Source organism: Tichowtungia aerotolerans (assembly GCF_009905215.1).
Taxonomy (GTDB): domain Bacteria; phylum Verrucomicrobiota; class Kiritimatiellia; order Kiritimatiellales; family Tichowtungiaceae; genus Tichowtungia; species Tichowtungia aerotolerans.
This window is the reverse complement of sequence record NZ_CP047593.1, coordinates 2,031,797-2,056,795: the sequence shown is the minus strand read 5'-3', so window position 1 is coordinate 2,056,795 and position 24,999 is coordinate 2,031,797. Positions and strand designations below refer to the sequence as shown.

Annotated in this window: 30 protein-coding genes; 24 read left to right on the top strand and 6 right to left on the bottom strand. The window is 54.7% G+C overall.

Translation table 11 applies throughout. From position 1 onward, the window contains the following. Positions 1 to 60: 60 nt before the first annotated feature. Positions 61 to 1,338 (bottom strand): 16S rRNA (cytosine(967)-C(5))-methyltransferase RsmB, encoded by a 1,278-nt coding sequence (gene rsmB / locus GT409_RS08360; RefSeq protein WP_160628647.1) that lies wholly within the window; start codon positions 1,336 to 1,338, stop codon positions 61 to 63. Positions 1,339 to 1,455: 117 nt separating this feature from the next. Here rsmB and GT409_RS08355 point away from each other — a divergent pair, with 117 nt between their 5' ends. The 14 genes from GT409_RS08355 to GT409_RS08290 all read left to right on the top strand — a co-directional run bounded on the left by GT409_RS08355 (position 1,456) and on the right by GT409_RS08290 (position 10,220). Next, a complete protein-coding gene (locus GT409_RS08355) occupies positions 1,456 to 1,851 on the top strand; it encodes a bacteriohemerythrin (protein ID WP_160628646.1) in 396 nt (131 codons plus the stop codon). A gap of 181 nt (positions 1,852 to 2,032) precedes the next feature. Then, a complete protein-coding gene (locus GT409_RS08350; RefSeq protein WP_160628645.1) occupies positions 2,033 to 2,326 on the top strand; it encodes a DUF134 domain-containing protein in 294 nt (97 codons plus the stop codon). Position 2,327: 1 nt separating this feature from the next. Beyond that, on the top strand, positions 2,328 to 2,624 hold the full coding sequence (locus GT409_RS08345) for a DUF5320 domain-containing protein (RefSeq protein WP_160628644.1): 297 nt from the start codon (positions 2,328 to 2,330) through the stop codon (positions 2,622 to 2,624). Next, the gene (locus tag GT409_RS08340) at positions 2,624 to 2,956 is read left to right on the top strand and encodes a hypothetical protein (protein WP_160628643.1); all 333 of its coding nucleotides are present in this window, start codon (positions 2,624 to 2,626) and stop codon (positions 2,954 to 2,956) included. The genes GT409_RS08345 and GT409_RS08340 overlap by 1 nt, the downstream gene beginning before the upstream one ends. After that, the gene (locus GT409_RS08335) at positions 2,953 to 3,315 is read left to right on the top strand and encodes a NifB/NifX family molybdenum-iron cluster-binding protein (RefSeq protein WP_160628642.1); all 363 of its coding nucleotides are present in this window, start codon (positions 2,953 to 2,955) and stop codon (positions 3,313 to 3,315) included. The genes GT409_RS08340 and GT409_RS08335 overlap by 4 nt, the downstream gene beginning before the upstream one ends. Next, entirely contained in the window at positions 3,312 to 4,169 is an 858-nt protein-coding gene (locus GT409_RS08330; protein ID WP_160628641.1) for a damage-control phosphatase ARMT1 family protein, read from the top strand. The genes GT409_RS08335 and GT409_RS08330 overlap by 4 nt, the downstream gene beginning before the upstream one ends. After that, a complete protein-coding gene (locus tag GT409_RS08325; RefSeq protein ID WP_160628640.1) occupies positions 4,166 to 5,002 on the top strand; it encodes an ATP-binding protein in 837 nt (278 codons plus the stop codon). Before GT409_RS08330 ends, GT409_RS08325 begins: the two co-directional genes overlap by 4 nt. Continuing rightward, positions 4,999 to 5,868 (top strand): ATP-binding protein, encoded by an 870-nt coding sequence (locus GT409_RS08320; protein WP_160628639.1) that lies wholly within the window; start codon positions 4,999 to 5,001, stop codon positions 5,866 to 5,868. Before GT409_RS08325 ends, GT409_RS08320 begins: the two co-directional genes overlap by 4 nt. Then, complete coding sequence (locus tag GT409_RS08315) at positions 5,850 to 6,746, top strand: Mrp/NBP35 family ATP-binding protein (RefSeq protein WP_233231504.1); 897 nt, start codon at positions 5,850 to 5,852, stop codon at positions 6,744 to 6,746. Before GT409_RS08320 ends, GT409_RS08315 begins: the two co-directional genes overlap by 19 nt. After that, positions 6,746 to 7,588, top strand: a complete 843-nt coding sequence (locus GT409_RS08310) for an MBL fold metallo-hydrolase (protein WP_160628638.1) — start codon at positions 6,746 to 6,748, stop codon at positions 7,586 to 7,588. Before GT409_RS08315 ends, GT409_RS08310 begins: the two co-directional genes overlap by 1 nt. After that, a complete protein-coding gene (locus tag GT409_RS08305; protein WP_160628637.1) occupies positions 7,588 to 7,842 on the top strand; it encodes a glutaredoxin domain-containing protein in 255 nt (84 codons plus the stop codon). Before GT409_RS08310 ends, GT409_RS08305 begins: the two co-directional genes overlap by 1 nt. Positions 7,843 to 7,846: 4 nt before the next feature. Further along, positions 7,847 to 8,647, top strand: a complete 801-nt coding sequence (locus tag GT409_RS08300; protein WP_160628636.1) for a 4Fe-4S binding protein — start codon at positions 7,847 to 7,849, stop codon at positions 8,645 to 8,647. Then, positions 8,644 to 8,982, top strand: a complete 339-nt coding sequence (locus GT409_RS08295) for a NifB/NifX family molybdenum-iron cluster-binding protein (RefSeq protein ID WP_160628635.1) — start codon at positions 8,644 to 8,646, stop codon at positions 8,980 to 8,982. The genes GT409_RS08300 and GT409_RS08295 overlap by 4 nt, the downstream gene beginning before the upstream one ends. Before the next feature lie 65 nt (positions 8,983 to 9,047). Beyond that, positions 9,048 to 10,220, top strand: a complete 1,173-nt coding sequence (locus GT409_RS08290) for an MFS transporter (RefSeq protein WP_160628634.1) — start codon at positions 9,048 to 9,050, stop codon at positions 10,218 to 10,220. Between the two features lie 20 nt (positions 10,221 to 10,240). Here GT409_RS08290 and GT409_RS08285 read toward each other — a convergent pair whose 3' ends face one another. Next, complete coding sequence (locus GT409_RS08285; protein ID WP_160628633.1) at positions 10,241 to 11,119, bottom strand: homocysteine S-methyltransferase family protein; 879 nt, start codon at positions 11,117 to 11,119, stop codon at positions 10,241 to 10,243. A gap of 115 nt (positions 11,120 to 11,234) precedes the next feature. Between GT409_RS08285 and GT409_RS08280 the strand changes: the two genes are divergently transcribed. The 8 genes from GT409_RS08280 to GT409_RS08245 all read left to right on the top strand — a co-directional run bounded on the left by GT409_RS08280 (position 11,235) and on the right by GT409_RS08245 (position 18,531). Next, positions 11,235 to 11,573, top strand: coding sequence for an ArsR/SmtB family transcription factor (locus GT409_RS08280; protein WP_160628632.1), 339 nt, complete (start codon positions 11,235 to 11,237; stop codon positions 11,571 to 11,573). A gap of 36 nt (positions 11,574 to 11,609) precedes the next feature. Beyond that, a complete protein-coding gene (locus GT409_RS08275) occupies positions 11,610 to 12,059 on the top strand; it encodes a GxxExxY protein (RefSeq protein ID WP_160628631.1) in 450 nt (149 codons plus the stop codon). 18 nt (positions 12,060 to 12,077) lie between these two features. Then, positions 12,078 to 15,071 carry an efflux RND transporter permease subunit gene (locus GT409_RS08270; protein WP_160628630.1) on the top strand — a complete coding sequence of 998 codons (2,994 nt, stop codon included), beginning with the start codon at positions 12,078 to 12,080 and terminating at the stop codon, positions 15,069 to 15,071. Between the two features lie 120 nt (positions 15,072 to 15,191). Further along, on the top strand, positions 15,192 to 15,968 hold the full coding sequence (locus GT409_RS08265; protein ID WP_160628629.1) for an outer membrane lipoprotein-sorting protein: 777 nt from the start codon (positions 15,192 to 15,194) through the stop codon (positions 15,966 to 15,968). A gap of 53 nt (positions 15,969 to 16,021) precedes the next feature. Continuing rightward, entirely contained in the window at positions 16,022 to 16,450 is a 429-nt protein-coding gene (locus GT409_RS08260) for a hypothetical protein (protein ID WP_160628628.1), read from the top strand. Between the two features lie 57 nt (positions 16,451 to 16,507). Next, positions 16,508 to 17,758, top strand: a complete 1,251-nt coding sequence (locus tag GT409_RS08255) for a hypothetical protein (RefSeq protein ID WP_160628627.1) — start codon at positions 16,508 to 16,510, stop codon at positions 17,756 to 17,758. Between the two features lie 105 nt (positions 17,759 to 17,863). Further along, positions 17,864 to 18,331 (top strand): DUF302 domain-containing protein, encoded by a 468-nt coding sequence (locus GT409_RS08250; RefSeq protein WP_160628626.1) that lies wholly within the window; start codon positions 17,864 to 17,866, stop codon positions 18,329 to 18,331. 11 nt (positions 18,332 to 18,342) lie between these two features. After that, entirely contained in the window at positions 18,343 to 18,531 is a 189-nt protein-coding gene (locus GT409_RS08245) for a YgaP family membrane protein (protein WP_160628625.1), read from the top strand. A 35-nt stretch (positions 18,532 to 18,566) separates the two neighbouring features. On the opposite strand, the gene GT409_RS08240 is transcribed toward GT409_RS08245, so the two are convergent. Next, a complete protein-coding gene (locus tag GT409_RS08240) occupies positions 18,567 to 19,262 on the bottom strand; it encodes a sialate O-acetylesterase (protein ID WP_160628624.1) in 696 nt (231 codons plus the stop codon). 427 nt (positions 19,263 to 19,689) lie between these two features. Between GT409_RS08240 and GT409_RS08235 the strand changes: the two genes are divergently transcribed. Then, positions 19,690 to 20,682: a DUF6938 domain-containing protein gene (locus GT409_RS08235; RefSeq protein WP_233231503.1), complete on the top strand. Its 993-nt coding sequence runs from the start codon at positions 19,690 to 19,692 to the stop codon at positions 20,680 to 20,682. 142 nt (positions 20,683 to 20,824) lie between these two features. Here GT409_RS08235 and GT409_RS08230 read toward each other — a convergent pair whose 3' ends face one another. Continuing rightward, a complete protein-coding gene (locus tag GT409_RS08230; RefSeq protein ID WP_160628623.1) occupies positions 20,825 to 21,571 on the bottom strand; it encodes a Mut7-C RNAse domain-containing protein in 747 nt (248 codons plus the stop codon). An 80-nt stretch (positions 21,572 to 21,651) separates the two neighbouring features. On the opposite strand from GT409_RS08230, the gene GT409_RS08225 reads away from it, so the two are divergent. After that, positions 21,652 to 22,521, top strand: coding sequence for a radical SAM protein (locus GT409_RS08225; protein WP_160628622.1), 870 nt, complete (start codon positions 21,652 to 21,654; stop codon positions 22,519 to 22,521). Here GT409_RS08225 and GT409_RS08220 read toward each other — a convergent pair. Both GT409_RS08220 and GT409_RS08215 read right to left on the bottom strand, forming a co-directional pair. Then, complete coding sequence (locus GT409_RS08220; protein WP_233231502.1) at positions 22,518 to 22,865, bottom strand: 3D domain-containing protein; 348 nt, start codon at positions 22,863 to 22,865, stop codon at positions 22,518 to 22,520. The two genes, GT409_RS08225 and GT409_RS08220, sit on opposite strands and share 4 nt — an antisense overlap. Before the next feature lie 228 nt (positions 22,866 to 23,093). Then, positions 23,094 to 24,887, bottom strand: coding sequence for an L-fucose isomerase (locus GT409_RS08215; RefSeq protein ID WP_160628621.1), 1,794 nt, complete (start codon positions 24,885 to 24,887; stop codon positions 23,094 to 23,096). Positions 24,888 to 24,999 lie beyond the last annotated feature (112 nt).

The window sequence follows — 24,999 nt, the reverse complement described above, 5'->3', positions numbered from 1 at the left end:
TATTGAACGCGCAAGCTACCATTCCTCAACAAAACCAGACAAGAACAGACCCGCTGAATTTCAGTCCCGCGCCCGAACCAGCAGCGCCGCATATGCGCCGTCGGTGCCGGATTTCGGAGGAAACAAACGTTTGGCCTTTGCCAGTCGCCAGTCTTTATTTTCCCGCACCCAGCGGCTGACCAGCTCCTCGTTTTCCTCCTGCTCCAGGGAACAGGTGCTGTAAACCAGCCGTCCGCCCGGCTTCACTGACTTCGACATTGCAGTAAGAATTTTCCACTGAGTCTTCTTGAGCATTTCAATGCGGTCGCGGGTAAAGCGCCAGCGCGCATCGGCCCGGCGGCGCAGCACGCCGGTATTCATGCAGGGAACATCGAGCAGAACTGCATCAAAGGTTTTTCCAGACGCTGGGAATCCCCGTCCCGCATCGCCTTTGACGATTTCAATGAAATTCCATCCGGTGCGTTTAACGGTATCGCGCAGGGTCTCAAGGCGGTCATCATGCACATCCATGGCAACCAGCTCACCCTCTCCTTCCATCATTCCGGCGATCATAGCGGTTTTCCCGCCGGGAGCGGCGCAGGCATCCAGAATACTCTCGCCGGGCATCGGGTCGAGCAGTTCAACGGATGCTGAAGTGGCCGGGTCCTGCACGGTGAACCAGCCTTGGTCGTAGCCCGGCACTTTAAACACCGGCACACCGCGCGGCAGCGTAATAAATGTTTCCAAACATTGGAAAGGATGCGGTTTTGCGTCGATTCCGGCCAGTTCCAGCTCTTTCATGAAATTGGAGGGAGTGACTTTGGTGGTTTCCACGCGAATGATCGTTTCCGGCGGAATGTTGTTCCATTCGCACAAACGGCGGGTGTCGCGTTCGCCGTACTGCTTGCGCCAGCGATACACCAGAGGCTCCGGGTGCGAGGTGCGGATGTCGTCGTCCTGCCGTTCGAGGTTTTTCAGAATCGCCTCTTTTTCATCCTGCACATTGCGCAGAACCGCATTCACCATCCCCGCCGCACGGGCGGCATCGCGATGGCGACTGGCCTTGATTACGCCGACGCTCTCGTTGATGGCAGCGAACTCTTCGACGTTATCCATGAAACAGAGCTGATAGACTCCGACGTGCAAGGCGGCCAGAATCAGGTTTTCCGGACGGCGGTGCACAAACTTCTGCTCGATATACTCCAGCGTCAGCTTGCGGCGCACCACGCCGTAAACCAGTTCCGTAATAAAACCGCGATCCTGTTTCACATCCGCCAGCTGACGATCAGGAAATTCCCCCTTCTCCATCCAGCGGGCAATAATGCGTGCGGCGACAACTCTGCTGTTTTCTTTTCTCATAGGGGCGGAGAGTGAACCGGAAATTTCCGTAGATTGAAAGCCCATTATAGGTTTCCTTCTCCCCTGATTTCAGGATAAATTTATTATTTTACTAATTTATTCCCGCAAGGCGACATCATGGAAAAGATCAATTGGACAGACAAATTTAACATCGGCCATCCGGAAATCGACCGTCAGCACCGACAACTCATTGAGATGCTGAACAGACTGACGGGCACTCCAGACGTAACCACCTCCTCTGAAACCGTATCAGACATCCTGCACAATATGACCCAGTATGCTCAGATCCATTTCCGAACCGAGGAAAACCTGCTCAAAACAGTAGAATATCCCGACCTGAAAGCTCATAAAAAAGAACATCTTGCTTACCGTAAAAAAATCGTCGACCTTTGCAAACACACCATGCTCGGCTTCCACGACGTTCCGGAAGAACTGCTCCGCTACCTTCACGACTGGTGGTCCGATCATATTCTGGTCGAAGACATGAAATACAGGGACTTTCTTCAGTCGTAACACAGCACCGCACGCCCGATAACGATCTGGCCCGACGTTTTTGATGACCGTCCCCTCCATCCTCAACGGATGTCTCAAAAACAGCAGACCGTTCTGGACGCCCCCGGAAAACAAAACCGCCTGACCAAAAAAATCACAAAAACCATTGGACACTGTTTTTGGCATATGCCATTTATCTGGCATGCCTAGACCTCAAATACAACGACACATCCGATGCCGGGCCGGCTCAACCTATTTTAAGCCGCGCGGCATTCCGATGCGTGAGCTGGAAACGGTCGAACTGGCTGCCGACGAACTGGAGGCAATCCGCCTGACCGATCTCGAAGGCATGTATCAGGAACAGGCCGCAGCGCAAATGGGAGTTTCCCGCCAGACGCTCGGACTGATTCTGAAACGGGCACATAAGAAGGTGGCGGAAGCCCTTGTGCTGGGCAAAGCCATCGGCATTGAAGAACTATCCGAAGGAGGACAATAAAATGCCAGGAGGAGACAGAACAGGACCGGCGGGCGCAGGCCCGATGACCGGACGCGGCATGGGAATCTGTGCCGGCAACAACGCACCCGGATACGCAATGGGTGGCGGCTTCGGCCGCGGAATGGGTCGTGGTATGGGCCGCGGCATGGGCTTCGGATTCCGCAACCGGTGCTTTGCCGGATGGTGGAACGCACCGCAGGCTCCCGCCCAACCGATGGACAAAGAGGCTCAGATCGACGCGCTCAAAGCGCAAATGGCTCAAATTCAACAGCAAATTGAAGCACTCGGAGAGCCATAATGCAAGAGACAGCCTCGGAATACTTCCAAACACGCCAGAGCAACTGTGCACAGTCTGTTGCTCTGGCGTGGAAAGAGCGAAAAGATCCCGCATCAATCCACGCGGAAGTCTTCGCCACAGCAGGGAACGGACGGGCCCCCGAAGGGCTTTGCGGCGCACTGCATGCCGCCCGCGAACTGGTTGGCGAACCCCGCAGAGAACAACTGACCGAACGATTTAAAGAAAAGGCCGGCGGGTATGCAGCCTGCCGGGATATTCGAAGAAACCGCATCATGCCCTGCTCTGCCTGCGTCAGTCTGGCAGCAGGTCTTCTGGAGGAACTGGCCGAATGAAAATTGCATTTACCGCAGCAGAACCGACCCTGTCCGCCGCCCTCGACCGCCGTTTCGGGCGCGCGCCCGGCTTTCTCGTGCTCGACACAGAAACCGGAGAAACGGCTTATGAACCGAACGAACAGAATCTGAATGCCGCACAGGGCGCCGGAATCCAGGCCGCTCAGAACGTTGCATCAACCGGAGCCAAAGCCGTCATCACCGGCCACTGCGGCCCCAAAGCGTTCCGAATTCTCAGTGCATCGAACATTGCCGTCTACAACACCGAAGCCGCCACCATTCAGGACGCACTCGATCTCTTCAAAAACGGTCAGCTGACCGCCGCTTCCGGCGCCGATGTCGAAGGACACTGGGCATGAAAACCTGTCTCGACTGTCTTCCCTGTTTTGTCCGCCAGATCCTGGATGCCGGCCGCCTGATCTCTGAAGACCCGGCGGTTCACGAAGAAATTCTTCGGGAATCCCTTCAGGACCTGGCCAACGAAAACTGGAACAACACTCCGCCGGTTATCGCACAAAGGCTGCATAAAAAGCTGAAAACAAAAACCGGCATAAACGATCTCTACCGGGATCAGAAAAAAGCCCATAACGAACTGGCGCTGCATTTGCTCCCAAAGCTCCGAGCCGATGTTTCAACATCAGACGATCCGCTGACCAGCGCCGCACACTTCGCCATTGCCGGCAACATCATCGACCTCGGCGCAAAAAACGGACTGAGCGAAAACGAAGTGCTCAGCGCTGTCGAACATGCGTCCGAAGAGCCGCTCGAAGGCGACCTTGACGCATTCCGCACCGCTGTCGAAAACGCAGAATCCATTCTCTATCTCGGAGACAACGCCGGAGAGATTGTTTTTGACCGGCTGCTGATTGAACAGCTCGGTCCGGAACGCGTAACGCTGGCGGTCCGCGGCGCGCCGATCCTCAACGATGCCCTCGAAGAAGATGCCCGCCTTGCGGGTCTTCACGACCTGGTTCCAATCATTGGAAACGGTAACGATGTTCCGGGAACCGATCTGGAACAGTGCAATGATAAGTTCCGCGCCCTTTTCAACTCTGCCGATCTGGTTATCTCAAAGGGCCAGGGAAATTTCGAAACCCTCAACGAAAATCCACGGCAGATCTTTTTCCTCTTTAAGGTAAAATGTCCCATGGTGGCCAACGCCTCCGGACAGCCGCTTGGAACACACGTTCTGATGGAGAAAGCGAAACAATGAAAATTGCAGTAGCATCCGGGAAAGGCGGCACCGGCAAAACCACCGTATCTGTTGCGCTGGCTCAGGCTTTTGACTCTCCAGTTTGCCTGATCGATAGCGACGTCGAAGAACCCAACAGTGCATTCTTTCTGAAACCCGGGCTGAAATCCCGGACAGACGTAACTATACCGGTGCCGAACATTGACGCCGAAAAATGCACAGGCTGCGGCGCCTGCAGCAGTTTTTGCACCTATAATGCCATTGCGGTCGCAGGCAAAGGGGTCATGGTTTTTCCGGAACTGTGCCACAGCTGCGGTGGATGCACTCGAATCTGTCCGGCCAATGCCATTACAGAAATCCCCAAAGTGATCGGCGAACTGAGCTGCGGACAAAGCGGAACCATCACAACGCTCGAAGGCCGCCTGAAGATCGGCTGCGCCATGGCTCCGCCGCTGATCCGGGCTGCAAAAAAAGCAGCCCCCGACCTGCCGGTCATCATTGATTCTCCGCCCGGGACGTCCTGTCCGATGATTACCGCAGTCTCCGGCTGTGATTTTGTCGTGCTCGTCACCGAGCCCACTCCGTTCGGCCTCAACGATCTGAAGCTGGCGGTGGAAACCGTTCGTAAACTTGGGCTCCCCTTCAGCGTTGTGATCAATCGCTCCGACGCCGGCGATGACCGGGTTGTCCGCTACTGCGAGGAAGAAACCATTTCGATTCTGCTGCAGATTCCCGAATCACGGGAAATTGCAAAAGCCTACTCACGCGGTGACAGCCTTTTGCAGGCCGAGCCGGCGCTGAACGCCGGGTTCCGCAACATCATCCGCAGCATCCAGACGGAGGTTTCCCAATGAAGGAACTGGTCATTATCAGCGGAAAAGGCGGAACCGGAAAAACCAGCGTCACCGGTTCATTTGCAGCATTGGCCCGGAATGCAGTACTGGCAGACTGCGATGTCGACGCTGCCGATCTGTATCTGCTGCTGAACCCCGATGTTCAGGAACAGCATGAATTTTTCAGCGGGCACGAAGCCGTCATCCGCGAAAATGAATGCACCGGATGCGGACAGTGCATGGAACTCTGCCGCTTCGATGCCGTAATCGAACAGGATGGAACATTCCGCATCAATCCGTTCGCCTGCGAAGGATGCGGCGTCTGTGTGCAATTCTGTCCCGCCAAAGCGATCGACTTTCCGGAATGTCTGTGCGGCAACTGGTTCCACTCGGACACCCGCTACGGACCGATGGTGCACGCAAAACTGGAAATCGCCGCCGAAAATTCAGGCAAACTGGTTAATACGGTGCGACAACAGGCGAAACAGCTCGCGGAAAAGACCGAAGCGGACTGGCTGATCATCGATGGCCCGCCCGGAACCGGCTGCCCGGTCATCGCCTCCATCGGCGGAACCGACGCCGTATTGGTAATTACAGAACCAACCCTTTCCGGCAAACATGACCTGCTGCGCGTGCTCGAACTGACGCGACATTTTAAAATCCCGGCTTTTATCAGCGTCAATAAATGGGATATTAACCCGGAAATGAGCGCGCGCATCGAAGATGCCGCGGTTCAGGCCGGAGCAACTGTTTTAGAGCGGATTCCATACGACGCCTCCATTACTCACGCCCAGATTCAGGCACGAAGCATCGTGGAGTGGAACGATGGACCCGCAGCAACCTCAATCAAAACCTTGTGGGAGAAAATATGTCAGAACATGAAGTAAACGAACCGTCCGCAGTTCAACTGCGAATGAGCGCCATCAAACATAAAATTGTCGTCCTGTCCGGAAAGGGCGGCGTCGGCAAAAGCACAGTGTCGGCCAATCTGGCCATGTCGCTGGCCGCAAAAGGATTTTCGGTCGGCCTGCTCGATGCCGATATCCATGGCCCCAGCGTCCCGACGCTGTTCAATCTGGTCGGACAGACCGCCACGCAGACGAATGACGCGATCAATCCGGTCACCGCAAACGGAATCAAACTGATGTCCGCCGGTTTCATGATTGCACATCCTGACCAGGCCATCATCGTACGCGGACCGGCAAAAAACGGCATTCTTGAGCAAATGCTTGGACAGGTGAACTGGGGCCGTCTCGACTATCTGATTATCGACTGCCCGCCCGGCACCGGTGACGAACCGCTTTCCGTCTGCCAGCTGATCAACTCTCCCGATGGCGGCGTGGTGGTCACCACACCTCAGGAAATCGCAGCCGCCGATGTGCGCAAGTCCATTCAGTTCTGCCGCAAACTCAATCTTCCAATCCTTGGAATCCTTGAAAACATGAGCGGATTCGTCTGCCCGAAGTGCGGCGAAGAAGTTCATCTGTTCGGAAAAGACGGCGGACGCAAAACCGCCGAAAAATTCAACGAAGCATTTCTCGGACGGATTCCCATCGATCCCGCCATCGGCCTTTGCGGCGACGAAGGCCGCAGTTTTCTGGAGCACCACGGCGAGTCCGCCACTGCAGTCGCTTTTGAAAAAGCGGTCGAACAGATTGATACAGCGCTGCAACTGCTGCCCGGAAAAGAACCCGCCACATGTGACAGCGGCTGCAGCAGCTGCTCAAGCAGCAGTTCATGTCCGACCGCAAAACAGGAGGCCTGATGAACAATCTCCGGATCACCGTTCTGGCGGAAAACACCGCAGGCAAGCTCGGCATCCTCGCCGAGCACGGCCTCGCGTTTCTGATCGAAACCGGTGGTGAAAAGATTCTGTTCGACACCGGCCAGGGCTTCGTGCTGAAACACAACCTCGAAAAACTGGGCCTGAGTCTTGCCGATGTAAAAACCGTGGTGCTGAGCCACGGTCATTACGACCATACCGGCGGACTTCATACGGCGCTGGCTATGATGGAACACCCGAAAGTTTACGCCCATCCCGCAGTCATCGAATCAAAATTTGTCTGCTACAGACAAATGGAGAGCCGTTCCGTCGCGATGCCTGAGGCAGACCGGAACGCACTGCTTCAGCAGGCGGACTGGGTCCGCACCGAAGCACCGGTCGAACTGCCCGGCGGACTGCGCCTGACCGGCCCGGTTCCGCGCACGACCGATTTTGAAAATACCGGCGGACCGTTTTTCTGTAATGTTGCCGGCACCGAACCGGATACTCTTCCGGATGACCAGGCCGCATTCGTTGAAAGCGAAAACGGAACCACTGTGATTCTGGGCTGCGCTCATTCCGGCGTGATTAATACACTCCAGTACATTCGGAGCCTGACCGAAAATCGCCCGATCCACACCGTCATCGGCGGCATGCACCTGCACAGTGCGTCTGCGAACCGAATGAATAAGACGATCAAAGCGCTTCGCAAGCTGAAGATCCGCTGCATTTTCCCGTGTCACTGCACCGGTTTTGATGCCGCCGCACAACTCTGGCGCGAATTTCCAGGAAAGGTCAGGCCCTGCCCGGCCGGAACCGTTATCACTCTAAACGAAAGAAACTAATGAAACCGATTAAACTCTACACCAGCCGCAACTGCCCGATCTGCGAACAGGTCAAAGCCGCGCTGAAAGAATTCAAACACGAAATCCTGTCTGCTGAAGAACACATGCAGGACCTGATTGACGAACTGACTCAACGCGGCCTTGACCACCGCCAGATCCGGCAGGCGCCCGTTATGGTTGTTCCGGACTGCGAGCTGGTCTGGACCGGAGCCGACTGCCTGATTGCCATCGAAGACAAAGAGTGGGAGGATTAAGTTCATGAAAGCGCATACCCTTTTCTTTTCACCGACCCAGACCGGGGCAACCGTTGCCAAGGCGGTTCAGGAAAACCTGAACGTCGAAGCAGGGGAATCATTCGACATCACAAAGGCCGCAATCGAAAAAACATTCGGTCCGGACGATGTCGTCGTGATCGTCATGCCGATCTACAGCGGACGCCTGCCCGGCGTCGCCACTGAGCGCGTTAAAGCCGTTCAGGGAAACGGAGCCAAAGCCGTCGCCATCGCTGTCTACGGTAATGCCAAAGTGGACGACGCCCTGCTCGAGCTGACCCAGCTCTGCACTGAACAGGGTTTTGAGGTCGCCGCCGCCGCCACCTTCATCGGAGAGCACTCCTTCACACGGAAAGAGTTTCCGATTGCGGTCGGCCGCCCCGACGCCGCCGACCTGGAAAAAGCTGCGGAATTCGCCGTACTCGTTCAGAAAAAGCTCGCTGGCGGCGGACCGTTCGCAACGCCGTCCGTCCCCGGCAGCACGCCGTATGTGAAAGAAACAATGAACCCGCCCGGTGTCGCGGCAACCGGATCCAACAACAACTGCATCAAGTGCGGCCTGTGCGAAACCTTCTGCCCAACCAACGCCATCACAATGACTGAAGACGGCCCGCAGACCGACGACTCAAAATGCATCTGGTGCGCCGCCTGCATCAAGGTATGCACCAGCCACGCCCGCATCTTTACAACACCGAAAATTAAAGAAATCGCTGAACGGCTCTACACAAACTTTAAAGAACGCCAGGAACCCGAATGGTTCCTCGCACAAGTCAGGAGAAGAAAATGAAAATCGCAATCCCTACCGCTGAAGGAAAACTGTGCATGCATTTCGGGCACTGCCAGCAGTTTGAAATTCTCACCGTCGATCCCGAAACAAAAACCATCACCGATTGTGAGGCAATGACCCCGCCGCCGCACGAACCCGGCGTTATTCCCGCATGGCTCCATGAACAGGGTGCCAACATGATTATTGCCGGCGGTATGGGTCAGCGCGCCCAGCAGATCTTTGTGCAGAACGACATTCAGGTCGTCGTCGGCGCTCCGTCTGCTCCGTCTGAAGAACTGGTCACCGCCTGGATGAACGGAACGCTCGTTTCCGGCGCCAACGCCTGCGACCATTAAGAGGAGTGGATGACTGAGAAAGCGGAGGTTTGGATACCCGTGTCCAAACCTCCTTTTTATTCATCATGAAAAAGCAGTTTAAAACCGGAAATGTGCTGTCCATTGCCGCCGCACACCTGCTGCACGATGTATTTGCATCGTTTTTCGCCCCGCTGATTCCGCTGCTGACTCAAAAACTCGGGTTCAACTATGCGATCGCAGGACTGCTTACGGTTATTCAGCGTATCCCGGCCCTGCTCAATCCACTGATCGGTTTAATGGCCGACCGGCTGGTAATCCGCTCGGCCATTGTTGCCGCACCGGTCGTCACCATCACCTGCATGTGCCTGCTGGGGATCGCTCCCTCCGTAGCCGCTCTCGGTATTCTCTTTTTCGTTTTCGGCATCAGTGCCGCCGTGTTCCATGTCACCGCGCCGGTTCTCATGCGGCAGGTCTCCGGCGATAAAATTGGGCGCGGTATGAGCTTTTTTATGTTCGGCGGGGAAATGGCCCGCACCTTGGGGCCGCTGCTCGTCACCGCCGCCGTCTCCTGGTGGGGACTGGAAGGAATCTGGCGGCTGATCCCGTTCGGACTGGTCGCATCGCTGGTTCTGTTCCTGAACCTGCGTAAAATCGATAAGCGGCATATTCAGCACCAGCAAAAAACCGAAAAAGCCCCTCTCGGACAAACCGTCCGGGAAATCACTCCCTTCTTTGCAAGCATCACTCCGGTTATGCTCCTGCGCGCTTTCTCCAAAACCGCGCTCTCCACGTTTCTACCCGCCTACATGGTCTCAACCGGAAGCTCCATTAAAACCGCAGCCGTCGCTCTGGCCCTCATGGAACTGACCGGCGCGGCAGGCGCCCTGCTGGCCGGAACCTGGTCCGACAGAATCGGGCGCAAAGCCATCCTCATTGCCGTGGCCGTTCTCAGTCCGGTCCTGATGGGACTGTTCACCATTGCCTCTGCGCCGTGGCAGTGGGTGCTGATCGCGCTGATGGGACTGGTTCTTTTCGCCAACACGCCCGTGTTCATGGCCATGATTCACGATCTGGAAACCGACCGGCCCTCCTTCGCAAACGGGGTCTTCATGACGCTCAACTTTTTCGCCGGCTCCATCGTTGCCCTGCTCGTCGGCATCTTCGCCGACCGCTTTGGATTCGTCACCACTTACCAGCTTTCCGCCGCTATCGGCCTCGGCGCCATTCCGTTCACCTGCCTGATCCGAACCAAATCAAACGACTCTTCTGCATCCTGATTTTCCAAGGTTTGGAAACATCAGGAGCTCAGCATCGCCCGCAAATGATCGGCCGTCGTTCCGCAGCATCCCCCGAGAATTTTCATGCCGAACGCCCGGTTGAGACGGCGCATTTCCGCGGCCCACTCTTCAACCGATTCAGACTGCAGCTGATCCGCATTATCCAGATCGCAGTGGTCCAGCGAGGAAGCATTTGCCTGATAACCGATCAGTCGGTCAAAGAGCTCCGGCGGCTGATCATCAACGCACAGAAAGGTCGGATAGGCACAGTTGACCATAAATCCCATCGGTTTACGGTCTACAGCAGCATCCACTCGACGAACTGCATCCAGCAGTGGAGTTCCGTCCAGAACATGCCCATCGCGTGAAATTACAAAACTGATCACATACGGCACGTCGGTCGCAGCCACCGCCTTGGCAATGCCCTCTGCTTCTTCAACAAACGGCAGGGTTTCTGCCAGCAGAAAATCGACCCCCGCGTCGGCCAGCTGATTGATCTGCCACGCATGAAATGCTTCTGCCTCTGTAGAAGATAATCCCTCCTCCGGCTTATAGCAGTCATTGCGGCAACCGAGCATTCCTCCAATGCGAACATCTGTTCGCCCACTGTTCAGAGACCGCATAAACTGCACCGCATCGGTATTAATGGACCCCTTCACTCCGGACGCATCCACCCGCTCGCGGTTCGCCCTCCAGGTCGGAGTACAGAGAATCAGTGGGATTCCGGTCTCTTCTGCGACCTGCATATATTCCCGATAAATCGAAGACAGGGCCGCGCAACCCTCTTCATCATAAATTAAAGGCGCATTCACCAGTGTCGAATGCAATGACACTCCGCTACATCGTCTCAGCCGCTCAACGACGGCGGCCTCCATTAAAATCAGATCATGTCTGTTCAAAAATGCCTTCATCACAACAGTGTTCCGAATTCGGCAGAAGATTGAAAGTCCGCGCGGCACATCATCCAGGAAACCATGATATTGACATATTTTAATTTTTTAATATGTTTTCGTTATGAAAACGACCCACTCATGTATTCGCGAAGGACGGCTGACCGTTGAAGCACTGGAACGTGCAGCACAGACTTTGAAAATGCTCGCACATCCGCAACGACTGCGTATCATTGAGATTCTCGAACGGGAACAGGAGGTGCCCGTGCATGCGCTGATCAAAGAAACAGGATTTCCGCAGGCCGTCGTCTCTCAGCATCTCAATCAGATGCGGCGTGTCGGACTGCTTGCCGGCGAACGCCGCGGCAAGGAAATGTGGTATTCCATTTCCGATCCCCGCCCCCTCTCCATTTTGAACTGCATCTGCACCCACTGCACAAAAGAGGATTTTGAGAATCTGTAACCACAAAAGAACGCAAGGAACGCAAAAGGAAAAACAATGAACACAGACCAAATCATTGCCCTTTGTGATCAGGTTCAAGAAACCGCCTACGCAGTTCATGAATATCACGGAAATGGATACCTGGAAAAGGTTTATGAGAACGCTCTGTCTCACCGTCTCCGTAAAACCGGATTGGATGTAAAACAGCAGCACCGCTTACTCATCTACGACGAAGACGGCACCGAAATCGGAGAATACTACGCCGATTTGTTTATTGAAGATGAACTCATCGTGGAACTCAAAGCCTGTAAGACAATAACAGCAGAACATCAGGCACAACTCATCCATTACCTCAAAGGTGCCGGCAAAGAGCATGGGCTCCTGATCAATTTCGGATCCTATAAATTTGAAATTAAGAAATTCGCAAAAAGTAAAAAAACCGTCTCTCAGGCTGCAGGATTAATCCCGGTTCTTTTCTTTGCGATCTCTGCGTTCTTTCGCGGTTAATTTTTTGAGGAACATATCATGAAACTAAAACTGACACACTTCAGCCTCCGTTTCCCTTGGATCGTCGTTCTGCTGGTACTGGCCGCAGTCATCTTCGGCACCGAGCAGTTCCCGAAGGTCCAGTTCGACAACGACCCCGAAAACATGCTCTCCCCTGACGAACCGGTCCGGGTCTTTCATAACCGCACCAAAGAAAAGTACGCACTCTACGATTTCGTTATCGCCGGAATCGTCAACACCAACAACCCGGACGGCGTCTTCAACGTCGAAACGCTCGGTCGCATCCACACACTCACCAAACAGCTGCTCAGCCTGCGGCAGAACGCCGACGGTCTGCCCGAGATCACCGTACCGGAAACCTTCGTTCCCGATCTTCAGCCCGCAAGCGCAGGCAAACGGATTCTCGAAAAGGTATTCCGCCACGACGTGAACCACCTGTTCGACGAAGACGGCAACAGCGCCATCATCAAACCGGAACTGATCAGCCCGCCGGTGGTCGATAACATCAAACAGGCGGATCAGGGTTCGCTCAAAATCGAGTACCTGATGGAAGAGCCGCCGACAACGCGCGAAGAGGCACTGGTCATCCGCGACGACGCCATGAACAACCCGCTCTACAAAGGAACGCTCGTTTCCGAGGACGGGAAAGCGGTCGCGCTTTACATTCCCATCGTTGCAAAAACCTACAGTTACAACGTCGCCAACCTCGTCGAAAAACTGACCGCCGACTGGCCTGTCGAAGACCAGGTCTACATTACCGGCCAGCCGGTCGCACAGGACACCTTCGGCATCGAAATGCTCGTCCAGATGGCCAGCTCTGCGCCGTTGGCCGGACTCGTCATCTTCCTGCTCCTGCTGCTCTTCTTCCGTCGGCTCTCTCTCATCATTGCGCCGATGCTCGTCGCCATCGTCAGCGTCATCTGCACCATGGGTCTCTTAATCGGCCTCGGCTTCGACGTACACATCATGAGCTCCATGATCGCCATCTTCCTCATGCCGATCGCTGTCGCCGACTCGGTCCACATCCTCAGCGAATTCTTTGACGCCTATCACCGCTTCCGCGACAAAAAAGAAACGGTCAAGCACGTCATCGGCCACCTCTTCATGCCGATGCTCTACACCTCGCTCACCACCATCGCCGGATTCGCCTCGCTCATCTTCACCCCGATCCCGCCGGTCAAAGTATTCGGTGCGCACGTCGCCTTCGGGGTCGCGCTGGCGTGGGTGCTCACCATGACCTTCGTGCCCGCCTACATCATGCTCTTCGTCCCGAAAAAAATGCTCGATGCGCTTCCCGATAAAGAAGAGCACCACACCCGCCGCGGGCTCGACGGCCTGCTCGAAAAAACCGGAACCTTCTCTTACAACCATTGGAAACTGATTCTGGTGCTGAGCAGTCTGGTCGTCATCATCTCCGCCATCGGAATCCAGCGTATCCAGGTCAACGACAACCCGGTTAAGTGGTTCACGAAAACCCATCGAATCCGTGTTGCCGACGCGGTGCTCAACCACCACTTCGGCGGCACCTACACCGCCTACCTCACCTTCACCCCGAAAACCTCGGACGCCTGCACCTGCACAGAAGCCCTCGTCAAGATGAGAGCCGCGGCCCAGGAGCGCTTTACCGAAAAACTGCCGGAGCAGACCAGGCAGTTCACCGCCCTGCTCGACCTGCAGCACGCAAAATACAGCAACGTCTCCAGCTGCAACCCGGACGAATGCTTCGTCACCCTCATCAACGAGGCGCAGAAAATCGACGACGCCGTCAGCGGCCCGTGGATGAAACTCGCCGACGACATTAACTACATGGAACCCGCCGCGCTCGAAAACACCACGGTCTTTTTCCAAATCTTGGAAGTCGGTAGCACCGACAGGCCTGCTATTTCACAAGCATTGGAAACCCTTAAGGGTGGAGGCTCAGCCTCCTTGGAAGGTTTGAGCGGTGAAGATTTGAGAGAAGCGGCTTTGGAAGTTACCGATGAATACACCGCGCTTTCTTTCGTCGATTTCCTCTATGAACAGAAAGCCGAAATCACCGCGCCACCGATGAAACAGCCGGACATGCTGCGCTGGATCGCAAAACTGCAGGATCACCTCGAAGCGTTTCCAAAGATTGGAAAAACCAGCAGCGCGGTCGACGCGCTCAAGAAAGCATCGTATGAACTGCAGTACATTGATCCGTCCAGCGTGCCGGCAGACCTCAAAGATGCCATCGATCAGAAAAACGATGCCAACTACAGCGTACCGGACACCGCCGCCGCCTGCGGACAGGTTTTCATCCAGCTCGAAGGCATGAAGAAAAAAGACAGCCTGTTCCACCTCGTCACGCGCGACTATCAGGACGCCAATATCTGGGTGCAGCTCACCAGTGGCGACAACACCGATATGTCCGCCGTCACAGAAGAAGCCGCCGACTGGATCGCCGCCAACCCGCCGCCGGTTCCGATGAGTGTTGAGTGGGCCGGACTGACCTACCTCAACGTCGTCTGGCAGGATCGCATGGTCACCGGCATGCTCTCCGCGCTCGGCAGCAGCTTCATCGTTGTGCTGATCATGATGATGGTTCTGTTCCGCTCGCCGCTCTTCGGCCTGCTGGCGATGATCCCGCTCAGCGTCACCATCACCTTCATCTACGGCCTGCTCGGCTGGGTCGGCAAAGACTACGACATGCCGGTCGCCGTCCTCTCCTCGCTCACGCTGGGACTGAGCGTCGACTTTGCCATCCACTTCCTCGAGCGCGCTCGCGAGCTGCAGAAAAAATTCGGCAGCTGGCAGGAAGCCATCAAGGAAATGTTCAAGGAACCGGCCATGGCCATTAGCCGCAACGCCATCACCATCTCGCTCGGCTTCACGCCGCTGCTCTTCGCGCCGCTCACGCCCTACCGCACCGTCGGCTTCTTCCTCGCCACCATTATGGCCGTCTCGTGGCTGGCGACGTTATTTATATTGGCAGCCTTAGCAACCGGATTGAAAAAATACTTATTTAGGAAAACCACGAATGAACACGAATGAAACTAATTGTTATTAACCGCTGATAACGCGGATTTATACGGATTCTTATTCCCTATAATCCGTCTTCATCAGCGTAATCCGCGGTGAAATTATTTGGGCTATCAAAATGGAGGATCAGAAATGAAAAAGTGGATCACAGCAATACTGACTCTGGTATCAATCAACGCATTCGCTCTGACCGTCGACGAGATCGTCGACAAAGCAAACCAAGCTTCATATTATGCAGGATCTGACGGTCAAGCTGATGTCAAAATGGTGATCACCGATGCCGGCGGCGGCACACGCGAACGCGAGTTCCGCATCCTGCGCCTCAACACCGGCAACGGAACCCAGAAGTTTTATGTCTACTTCAAGGAACCGGCCGATGTGCGCCGCCAGGTATTCATGGTCTGGAAAGAAGTTGAACAGGGCAAAGACGACAGCCGCTGGCTATTCCTGCCCGCGCTCAATCTGGTGAAGCCGATCGCGCCCGGCGACAAACGCACCAGCTTTGTCGGCTCCGACTTTGTCTACGAGGATGTTTCAGGCCGCGCGCTGTGGGAAGACACACATGAGCTGATCGACGAAACCGACACGCAGTACATCGTCAAAAACGTTCCGAAGGATCCCGGCTCCGTCGACTTCAGCAAATATACCGTGCAGATCGACAAAGAAACCTTCCTGCCGGTTAAAGCCGAATACCTCGACCAAAACGGCAAGCTCTATCGCCGCGTTGAAGCAACGAAAATCGAAACTATTCAGGGCTTCCCGACCGTCACCGAGTCGCGCGTCGACGACCTCGCCCGCGGCACCTACACCGTCAACAGCTTCAGCAGCGTTCAATACAACATCGGCCTCAAAGACATGATCTTCACCGAACGCTTCCTGAGAAGACCTCCCAGAGAAGCAACGAAGTAGAGAGTGTTAGCCACAAAAAACACAAAAAATCAAAAAGAAAACTATCCAAAAAAATGAAAAGAATATCATCTAAAGCTACATTTGTCAGAAAGTTTTTAGACATCCTCCTCGGCACCTTTTTTCTGATCGCCTCTGTAGGCATCTGGTTTTCAGATTCTGACGACATTGTCATCACTACCATTGGGTCTGTAATATTTGGTTTATGCGCCCTTCTGCTTTTATGGTTGGGCAGAAGCAGTTGTCATGTATCTCTCACCCCTGACGGGATTCACCTGCAGGGCTTCTTTAAATCAGATGAACTCAAGTTGAGTGATATCCATAACATCATTGACTTATGTTTCTTCTATCCACATTTCGTAATCATTAAATCTAACAAGCCAACTGCGTTTGGAAAAGTCCTCGTGCTCTACCCGAAAAGAACTGGATTCTTAGCCTCAAGAACGCCTGGTTTAGATGCATTAAAACGCACGATAGGGAAGTGACCATTCTTGTGACTTTTTGTGTTTTTTGTGGCCATTAAAAACAGCTGGAGCAGCAGCATGAAAAAACTGAAAACCCTTTTTCTGATTTCATCTTTCATCTTTCATCTTTCGCCGAGCTTCGCTCAGGAGCTTCACGGGTTCGTGGATGCGCGCTACGGCGTCCGAATTCAGAGTGATCCGAATTCTGATGACGAAACCTTGAGCGAAGCCCGCCTCCAGCTCAACAGCATCTGGTATCACGATCTGTTCACGCTGACGGCGCGCTCGGATTTTCTCTACGACGGCGTGGCGAATAATCACGATCATATTGATCTGGAAACCGGCGAAGGGCCGATCGACCTGCGCGAGCTGAATGTGCTCTTTACGCCGGTGTACTGGGCGGACGTGAAGGTCGGGCGCCAGATCCTGACGTGGGGAACCGGCGACCTGCTGTTCATCAACGATCTGTTTTCCAAGGATTGGAAATCGTTCTTTGCCGGACGCGATGAGGAATACCTCAAGGCGCCGTCTGACGCGCTGTTCGTGAGCTTTTTCCCCTCCTTCGCGACCATTGATGTCGCCTATATACCGCGCTTCGATTCCGACCGCTTTATCGACGGCGAGCGCTTTTCCTACTGGGGCGGAACGGGTCTGACCGGCGCCGACCTGCAAACCGATAAGCCCGACGACTGGTTTGAAGATGACGAGATTGCCCTGCGCATCTACCGGAATTTCCAGGGTTGGGAAATCGCGGGATACGGGTATAATGGGTTCTGGAAAACGCCACAGGGGTATGATTTGAGCACCATGCAAAACACCTTCCCGAAACTGTCCGTGTACGGCGCCAGTGCGCGCGGCGCGCTGGCCGGCGGCATCGCCAATCTTGAAGCAGGGTATTACGACTCACGCGATGACCGCGACGGAACTGATCCGTTCACGCCCAACAGCGAATTCCGCGTTCTGGCCGGCTACGAGCACGAGCTGGCAACCGACCTGACCGGCTCGGTTCAGTACTACATCGAGCACATGATGGATTATGATGAGTATCAGCAAACCGCATCCGGCCCGCGTCGTGACGAAGACCGCCATGTGATCACGCTGCGCCTGACCCAAATGCTGATGAACCAGAACCTGACGCTCGGTCTGTTTACCTACTGGTCGCCCACCGATCAGGACGCTTACCTGCGCCCCAACGTCTCCTACAAGCTGACCGACAACTGGCTGATCGAAGCGCGCGGCAATATTTTTATCGGAAACCACAACCACACATTCTTCGGACAGTTCGAGGATGACAGCAACATCGCGCTCGCCGCGAGATATAGCTTTTAAAAAACCGCCCACGAATCACACGAATGAACACGAATCCTGAAAGAGTACAGTAAATTCCATTCGTGAATATTCGTGTGATTCGTGGGCAATGACCAGGAGAAGCAAATGAAAAAGATACTTACAGGAATCATCATCGGATTCGTACTGTTCGCAGTCATTGCCAAACTGGCCGCGCCGGGACTGATGCTGAAAGAACGCGTCAGCCCGCTTTCCTACGAAGAGACCGTTCAAAAAATCGAAAGCGCCGTGACCAACGGAGGCTGGGTCATTTCCAGCAACATGGACATGCAGAAAAGTCTGGCCAAACGCGGACAGACCGCACCGCGCGTGACCCTGCTGAAAATCTGCGAGCCGCACTATGCCGCGGAAATTCTGAATGACGACGATTCCATGTACGTCTCGCTGATGATGCCCTGCACCATTTCGGTTTACGAAAAAAGTGACGGATCAGTCTATGTCGCTACAATGAATGCGGGATTGATGGGCCGTATGTTCGGGGGAACCGTTGCAAAAATGATGGGAGGATCCGTCGCCCCGGAAACCGCAGCCTTCACCGCGTTCCTGAATCAGTAAAGGAGGCAGTCATGAAAGTAGAAAACGGAGTACGCGTATTCGCCGGGGTCATGATTCTGGCATCGGTTCTGTTGGTCGCCGCAGGCAGCAAATGGTGGCTGCTGTTCACCGCCTTTATCGGCATCAACCTGATCCAGTCGGCCTTCACCGGATTCTGCCCGGCAGCGAAAATCATGAAGCTGTTCGGGATGAAAGAATAGCCCTTCAGTCCCGTTGCGGCCGATCGTTTAGAAATTTATTTTTTAATCAGCTCAATGGCTTTTTCGGCATAGCGTTCGCCCATGAGTTTATAGCCGTCAACAGACATATGCAGGTCATCGGTCACGTTTTTTCCCTGATGGTTCAGGCCGGTGTTGCAATCGTCAGTATCGATCCAGGCGCCGCGCGGGAAGTTTTCAGCAAAGTGAACCTGTGCTTCGCGCACTTTGGTCCAGTCTGGATAGAGTTTATTCTCTAAATCAAAATCGCTGATCCGGCCGACCACCACATTGATGTCATCCCGGCTCAGATCTTTGCCCAGCTGATCCACCAGTCCGTTGAGGCTTTTCTCATAAACAGATCCGTATTTTTCGCGGGCATCGCGCTCGCCCTGCATCCAGATAAACGTAACCGTTGCGATCTGCTGCCTTTCAATCGCCGGATTCACAATGTCCATCAGCCGGTCATACAGATCGCCGGTTGATTCCGGAACCACACCGTCTGCGTCTTTCCAATCTTTGTACCAGCGGCTGATCGGCTGCCCGCCCAGCGCATCCTTCACTACAATCACATTCTCTTTGCCGAACTCTTTTTCAACCGCAGGCGCAAACGACACATTGGGGTCAAAACGCGCCATATTTGACTGCCCGGACAAAATAAACAGATGCTTTCCTTCCCCGGCAAATGACACAGCAGCAGCTAAAATAAAAACGACAACAGCCAGATTTTTCATCCCAACACTCCTCAATACGATATGTTAAAAAATAAACAGTAAAAAATACTGTATGGTTTTTCCACAATTTTCTGCGATTTCCTCAAATCACTCTCTTCGATTCAGGTTTCAGATATGTTTGTTTGATCCATCGGCTCTGTTTTCCAAACATTGGAACTCCGGGGTTTCCTTTTTTGAGCCCATACGGCATGTTTGCGCCATGACAGGCGTCACGAATACTCGAGCGTGGGTAGTTTCGGCGATATGGGTCTTGGCCACCAGCGGGCGGCCAATCCGCTGCGGCAACTTGCCGAAGGCGGTATTCTACCGGCCGGCAGTCCCGAAGTCTGTTCTTCAAAAGAAAAAACTCTAGGAGCGGACCCGCCGTTCCTATGAATTTCTCTCCCGCATCCGCTCGGTTCCAATCATTGGAAAACCGCTGTTCGGCATGCCGGATCAACTCCAGGAAATTGCCCCGTTTTATCCGCTGCGCGACCTCTCCCGCCCAACCTATCAGGTTCATTTAATGGACCGACTGATTCACAAAGGAATCGGCGATGAACTGATTCGGAGAATGCGCACAAAACCGCTGCCGATGATCACTTCGTTCATGCTGCCGGCCATCGCTGCCGACCATGCTGGATACGACCCGGTCTACTGCATCATCTGTGACGCGGAAATCAGCCGGGCATGGGTGGCAAAAAATCCGCGGGCCAGCCGCATTCGCTATTTCGTTCCCTGCGGCCGCGCCCTGCAGCGCCTGAAAAGCTACGGCGTCCCTGACGAGCGGATTTTCCTGACCGGCTTCCCGCTTCCGGAAGAAACGCTGGGCGGCCCAAATCTGGATATACTCCGCGCAGACTTGGGACAGCGGCTGATTCATCTCGACCCCGCCAAACGCTTTCACCCTTTGCACGGTCTGAATGTGCAGCATTTTCTCGGCTCGGAGAATTTCCGACCGGCCACCGACCGGCCGCTGACACTGACGTATGCCGTCAGCGGAGCCGGTGCTCAGCGCGAGACCGGACAGCAGATTGCCGTCAGCCTGCTTCGAAAAATTGCGACCGGAGACATCCGGCTCAATCTGGTGGCCGGCGTACGCGAAGATGTCCGCGACTTTTTTGAACAGGTGAAAAACGACCTGCTTCCCGGCTCGCCAAACCTGCAGATTATTTTCGGTGCCGATCAGCAGGACTACTTCGACCAATTCGCCCAAGTCATCCGCACCACCGACATTCTCTGGACCAAACCCAGCGAACTCTCCTTCTACTGCGGACTCGGCATACCGATCATCATGTCCTCGCCGCTCGGTGCGCAGGAACGTTTCAACGCCAAATGGCTGATGGAGATTCAGGCTGGCATTCCTCAGGATGATCCGCGTTATGCCGCCGAATGGTTGTTCGACCTACTCAGCGAAGGACGACTGGCCGAAGCCGCCTGAAGCGGATTCCTCAAAGCCCGCAAATGCGGAACCTATAAAATCATGGAAATCCTTGAAACGAGAACTATGAGTCGCGATCCGTCCCCTCTCAAACGATGAGCGTTGGGCATCAAAGCAGGCAGGATACCTGCGATCATCCATGTCATGACCGGCGGATGCGTTCAAGGCGCTGGAGAATGCGGTCGTAATGCGTTCCCTGCCAGTAGATTTTTCCGCAGTCACTGCATTTAAAAAAGAGATCATAGTACTTTTTGGTCAGAGGCTCCAGGCGGTCTAGAACATGCTCTTTCTCCACCGGCTGAACAAATCCGTTACAGACAGGACAGCGATGAAACATCTGAACCCGACCAAAGAGATCAAACCGCTGGAGCACCTCGACCGCCTGTTCTTCAGCATCGGTGCTGTGCAGCCAGTGAGCGTGGGTAATGATTTTGTTGAAAAGCATCGGACGGTCGCGGGTCAGAATAATGCGATGTTCAGCCAGTGAAATCCGGATGATCTCCTCGTCGTTAAAATCGTTCCGGTAAAGAACATCAAACCCGAGCAACCGCAGAATGCGTGCCAGCTTGCCGAGATGAACATCCAGCACAAACGCCGTGCGGCGCAGCGGCTCCGGACGCAACCGAACCAACGGTAAGACATCCAGACTCTCACAAACCGGATAAACGGCAACGCGGTCGCCGACCCGCAACCGGTACTCAAACCCGACGGACTCGCCGTTGACAATAATCAGCTCCACCTCGGTATGCGGCACCCCCATCGCTTCAATCGGATCTTTAATGGCCGGGCAGCCATTAAAGCTGTAATTCACGGCCTCTTTGCGCTGATCCGGAGGAAGAAAATCGTTCAACTCCTCGTAGAACCTGAATTGAGCCATGTGTTCTTTCATTCCCGCAATGATGCTCTTTTGTCCATAAAACGGAAACCGCAAATCTTTCTTCGCGGCCGTCGCTCTGCTATGTTTTTCCAATGTTTGGAAAAACTCATACTCTCTACCGGCCGCCGGGCGAAGCGGACAGCCTGATCATCCGGGTCGCCGACGGATGCCCGTGGAACGGCTGCACCTTCTGCGGCATGTACAAGGGCGTGAAATATCATTTCCAAGGGCTGGAAAACGCCGAGCGCGAAATTTCCAAACATTGGAAAATGTGGCCGGACGCACGGCGCATCTTTCTCGCCGACGGCGATGTAATGCATCTGGATTTCCAAACCCTGGAAACCATGCTGCTTTCGCTGAACGAAAAATTCAGCCGCCTCGCGCGCGTCGGCATCTACGCCAACGGAACATCCATTCTGGCCAAAACCGATGACGAGCTCCAACGCCTGAAAGAGCTGAAGCTCAACACACTCTACATGGGACTCGAAAGCGGCGACAACGAGACACTCAAAACCGTTAACAAACGCGAAACCGCCGAACAAATGATAGAGGCCGGACAACGCGCACAGGCCGCAGGACTGCGCATGTCCGTTATGATCCTCACCGGTCTCGCCGGGGAACGGCGCTCCACCCTTCATGCCCATGCCACGGCCGACGTTCTGAATAAAATGCAGCCGCGCCTGCTCTCCGCCCTGCGTCTGGTAACGACTCCCAACACACCGCTCTATAAAAGCGGATTCAAAATGGTCACGGAATTTCAGGCGGTGAAAGAACTGCGGGAACAGATCGCAAACCTCGAACTGGACTCAACGGTTTTCCGTTCGGATCACTCGTCGAACATTATTCCGCTCGAAGGCCGCTTTCCAAAAGACAAACCGCGCCTGCTGGCCCAGCTCGATGACCTGCTCGCATCCGGCCAGCTCGACACAAACTCTCCCGGCCGTCTGCCGTGGAGTCTTTAATTCCCAGGAAACCAGACTTTGACCTTTTTGCTCTTCACGCCCCAGTGTCTGCCGGAGGCGTGGAGCCAGAAAAAAAGATCCAGATGGCGGCCTTTGATATCGCCGCCCGTGTCGCGGGCAATTCCCCAGCCATAGCCGGGAATATAGAATTTGGTTCCCATTGGAAAAAGCCTTGGATCGACGGCAACGGTGCCGGGGCGGGCCATTTTTCCGCTGGCGGTTTTTCCGACAACCTTAAACTGTCCTTTCAGCGATCCGGATGAATAGACCGGAAGGCCGTACCAGTTGATTTTCCAGCTGCAGCATTTGCCACAGGCGCAGTACCCGGTGGTTTTCATCTGCATCACCGCGTCCGGTTTGCGCAGGGCCGGCGCAATAAAATGACAGCGGGACAAAACAAGCAGGCACAAAACACCGGCCGCGATCAAATAGTGCCTCAAAGGTCTACGAAGAAGCTTCATCCGGGCAGGATAACAGAAAAACCCGGTTTTCCAAACATTGGAAAAGCAACTGCACTGCGACACAGTATCTTTCCAAAGTCTGGAGACCGGGCTTACAGGTTTGAGCCGAATCTAGCCGTAGATTGGTCCGTAAGTTTGGCAGGCACGGAAATCGGCGCCTTCGATTCCTTCGGTTCCGAAAGAGTTCCATGCGCTCGGGCGATACACATCGCTTTCTTCCACGTTGTGCATGAAAACCGGAATGCGCAGCATGGAGGCCAGCGTAATCAGGTCCGCCCCGATGTGGCCATAACTGAATGCACCGTGGTTGGCACCCCACTTGGCCATCACGCTGTAAACGTCGGTGAAGGCGCCTTTGCCGGTAATGCGCGGAGCGAACCAGGTGGTCGGCCAGGTGTTGTTAGTGCGGTCATCGAGTGTTTTATGCACTTTTTCCGGAAGCTCAGCAGTCCACCCTTCGGCGAGCTGCAGAACCGGACCGAGGCCTTTGACGATGTTCACACGGCTCATCGTGATCGGCATTCCGCCTTTGGAAACAAACTTGGAGGACCAGCCGCCGCCGGGGAAATAGCCGCCGTCTGACGGATGCCATGTGGTGGCTTTCAGGCAGGCATTCTTTTCTTTGGTGGTGATTTCCCAGAACGGTTTCATGGCGGGCTTACCGTCTATGGACTGCTGACCGCTTCCGTCGAGCGACGCAGAACCGGAGTTGATGAGATGGATCAGGCCGCCTGCGGCAACGCCTTCCACTTCGTAACCGGTAACGCGCTTAATTGCTTCCGGACTCCAGTAAGTACGAACGTCAGCAAAGACCTGCGCGGTGTTGGTAAGCAGGTAGCTGAGAAGCATCGGCACGCCGTTGAGGCTGTCGTTTTCAGTGGCGACCAGACGCGGCATGCGAATGCCGTTCCAGTCGAAGGAGCTGTTGGAGATGGCTTCGAGGAAGTCGCCGTTCGGGAAGCAGTCGGTCCAGTTGCGCTGCCCCTGAAAGCCGGAAAGAATCGCGTTGTGACCGCGGGCTTCTTCCTTGTATCCCATTTTATCGAGCTTGTCATTTCCGACCATCAGATCGCGGGTGATCATTGCCATTTTGACGGAATCTTCCCACTCGGCATCCAGTTTCCCGCGGCTGCGCCTGGCTTTCCCCTTGTTCGGGTCGTGTCCTTCCGGGCAGTTGGTTTTCACCCATTTAAGGGCTTTGCTGTATTCGGCCTTGTCATAAATCCCGTCGCGCATACGGCGGGTGAATTCGGTCAGGTCGATGGCTTCCACGCGCATGCCAAGGTAGTCTTCGAAGAAATTCTGGTCGACAATGGATCCGGCAATTCCCATCGAGCACCCGCCCATGGAGAGGTAGGATTTGCCGCGCATCATGGCTACCGCGAGGCCGGCTTTGGTAAAACGAAGTATTTTTTCCTGCACATCTTCCGGAACAGAGGTGTCGCCGGCGTCCTGCACATCGCGACCATAGATCCCGAATGCCGGAAGACCTTTCTGGGTGTGTCCGGCGAGCACGGCGGCGAGGTAGACCGCGCCGGGACGTTCGGTGCCGTTGAAGCCCCAGACAGCTTTGGGGCGAATCGGATCCATGTCCATGGTTTCGGAGCCGTAGCACCAGCAGGGGGTTACGGTGAGTGAAATCCCAACGTTTTCGCCGTCAAATTTTTCGGCACAGGCCGCAGCTTCAGCCACACCACCAATGCAGGTATCGGCAATAACACACTCAACCGGTTCACCGTTCGGGTATTTCAGATTTTCACTGATCAGCGTTGCGGCGCTCTTCGCCATGTTCATCGTCTGGTCTTCAAGCGATTCGCGCACGCCGCCGTAACGGCCGTCAATGGTCGGACGAATTCCAATCTTTGGAAGTTTAGTGATCCACGAGTTCTGATTTTTCCCAGCCATTGGAAGCTCCTTTCAGGGTTTTCAAACAGCTGTTTATACCCACGCGCCGCCCAATATGCTGTCGTCTTTCCGGGTGGTAAAATTTACACACCCGGCCCATTACTCCATAAAG

Bases quoted from the DNA above. Each gene is read 5' to 3' on its own strand.
- GT409_RS08350 (WP_160628645.1), top strand. From the start codon at position 2,033: ATGCCTAGACCTCAAATACAACGACACATCCGATGCCGGGCCGGCTCA.
- GT409_RS08215 (WP_160628621.1), bottom strand. From the start codon at position 24,887: ATGGCTGGGAAAAATCAGAACTCGTGGATCACTAAACTTCCAAAGATT.
- GT409_RS08230 (WP_160628623.1), bottom strand. From the start codon at position 21,571: ATGAAAGAACACATGGCTCAATTCAGGTTCTACGAGGAGTTGAACGAT.
- GT409_RS08345 (WP_160628644.1), top strand. From the start codon at position 2,328: ATGCCAGGAGGAGACAGAACAGGACCGGCGGGCGCAGGCCCGATGACC.
- GT409_RS08335 (WP_160628642.1), top strand. From the start codon at position 2,953: ATGAAAATTGCATTTACCGCAGCAGAACCGACCCTGTCCGCCGCCCTC.
- GT409_RS08280 (WP_160628632.1), top strand. From the start codon at position 11,235: ATGAAAACGACCCACTCATGTATTCGCGAAGGACGGCTGACCGTTGAA.
- GT409_RS08315 (WP_233231504.1), top strand. From the start codon at position 5,850: ATGTCAGAACATGAAGTAAACGAACCGTCCGCAGTTCAACTGCGAATG.
- GT409_RS08240 (WP_160628624.1), bottom strand. From the start codon at position 19,262: ATGAAAAATCTGGCTGTTGTCGTTTTTATTTTAGCTGCTGCTGTGTCA.
- GT409_RS08250 (WP_160628626.1), top strand. From the start codon at position 17,864: ATGAAAAAGATACTTACAGGAATCATCATCGGATTCGTACTGTTCGCA.
- GT409_RS08310 (WP_160628638.1), top strand. From the start codon at position 6,746: ATGAACAATCTCCGGATCACCGTTCTGGCGGAAAACACCGCAGGCAAG.
- GT409_RS08300 (WP_160628636.1), top strand. From the start codon at position 7,847: ATGAAAGCGCATACCCTTTTCTTTTCACCGACCCAGACCGGGGCAACC.
- GT409_RS08265 (WP_160628629.1), top strand. From the start codon at position 15,192: ATGAAAAAGTGGATCACAGCAATACTGACTCTGGTATCAATCAACGCA.
- GT409_RS08305 (WP_160628637.1), top strand. From the start codon at position 7,588: ATGAAACCGATTAAACTCTACACCAGCCGCAACTGCCCGATCTGCGAA.
- GT409_RS08270 (WP_160628630.1), top strand. From the start codon at position 12,078: ATGAAACTAAAACTGACACACTTCAGCCTCCGTTTCCCTTGGATCGTC.
- GT409_RS08220 (WP_233231502.1), bottom strand. From the start codon at position 22,865: ATGCAGATGAAAACCACCGGGTACTGCGCCTGTGGCAAATGCTGCAGC.
- GT409_RS08355 (WP_160628646.1), top strand. From the start codon at position 1,456: ATGGAAAAGATCAATTGGACAGACAAATTTAACATCGGCCATCCGGAA.
- GT409_RS08235 (WP_233231503.1), top strand. From the start codon at position 19,690: ATGCCGGATCAACTCCAGGAAATTGCCCCGTTTTATCCGCTGCGCGAC.
- GT409_RS08225 (WP_160628622.1), top strand. From the start codon at position 21,652: ATGTTTGGAAAAACTCATACTCTCTACCGGCCGCCGGGCGAAGCGGAC.
- GT409_RS08340 (WP_160628643.1), top strand. From the start codon at position 2,624: ATGCAAGAGACAGCCTCGGAATACTTCCAAACACGCCAGAGCAACTGT.
- GT409_RS08325 (WP_160628640.1), top strand. From the start codon at position 4,166: ATGAAAATTGCAGTAGCATCCGGGAAAGGCGGCACCGGCAAAACCACC.
- rsmB (WP_160628647.1), bottom strand. From the start codon at position 1,338: ATGAGAAAAGAAAACAGCAGAGTTGTCGCCGCACGCATTATTGCCCGC.
- GT409_RS08255 (WP_160628627.1), top strand. From the start codon at position 16,508: ATGAAAAAACTGAAAACCCTTTTTCTGATTTCATCTTTCATCTTTCAT.
- GT409_RS08260 (WP_160628628.1), top strand. From the start codon at position 16,022: ATGAAAAGAATATCATCTAAAGCTACATTTGTCAGAAAGTTTTTAGAC.
- GT409_RS08330 (WP_160628641.1), top strand. From the start codon at position 3,312: ATGAAAACCTGTCTCGACTGTCTTCCCTGTTTTGTCCGCCAGATCCTG.
- GT409_RS08320 (WP_160628639.1), top strand. From the start codon at position 4,999: ATGAAGGAACTGGTCATTATCAGCGGAAAAGGCGGAACCGGAAAAACC.
- GT409_RS08290 (WP_160628634.1), top strand. From the start codon at position 9,048: ATGAAAAAGCAGTTTAAAACCGGAAATGTGCTGTCCATTGCCGCCGCA.
- GT409_RS08295 (WP_160628635.1), top strand. From the start codon at position 8,644: ATGAAAATCGCAATCCCTACCGCTGAAGGAAAACTGTGCATGCATTTC.
- GT409_RS08275 (WP_160628631.1), top strand. From the start codon at position 11,610: ATGAACACAGACCAAATCATTGCCCTTTGTGATCAGGTTCAAGAAACC.
- GT409_RS08245 (WP_160628625.1), top strand. From the start codon at position 18,343: ATGAAAGTAGAAAACGGAGTACGCGTATTCGCCGGGGTCATGATTCTG.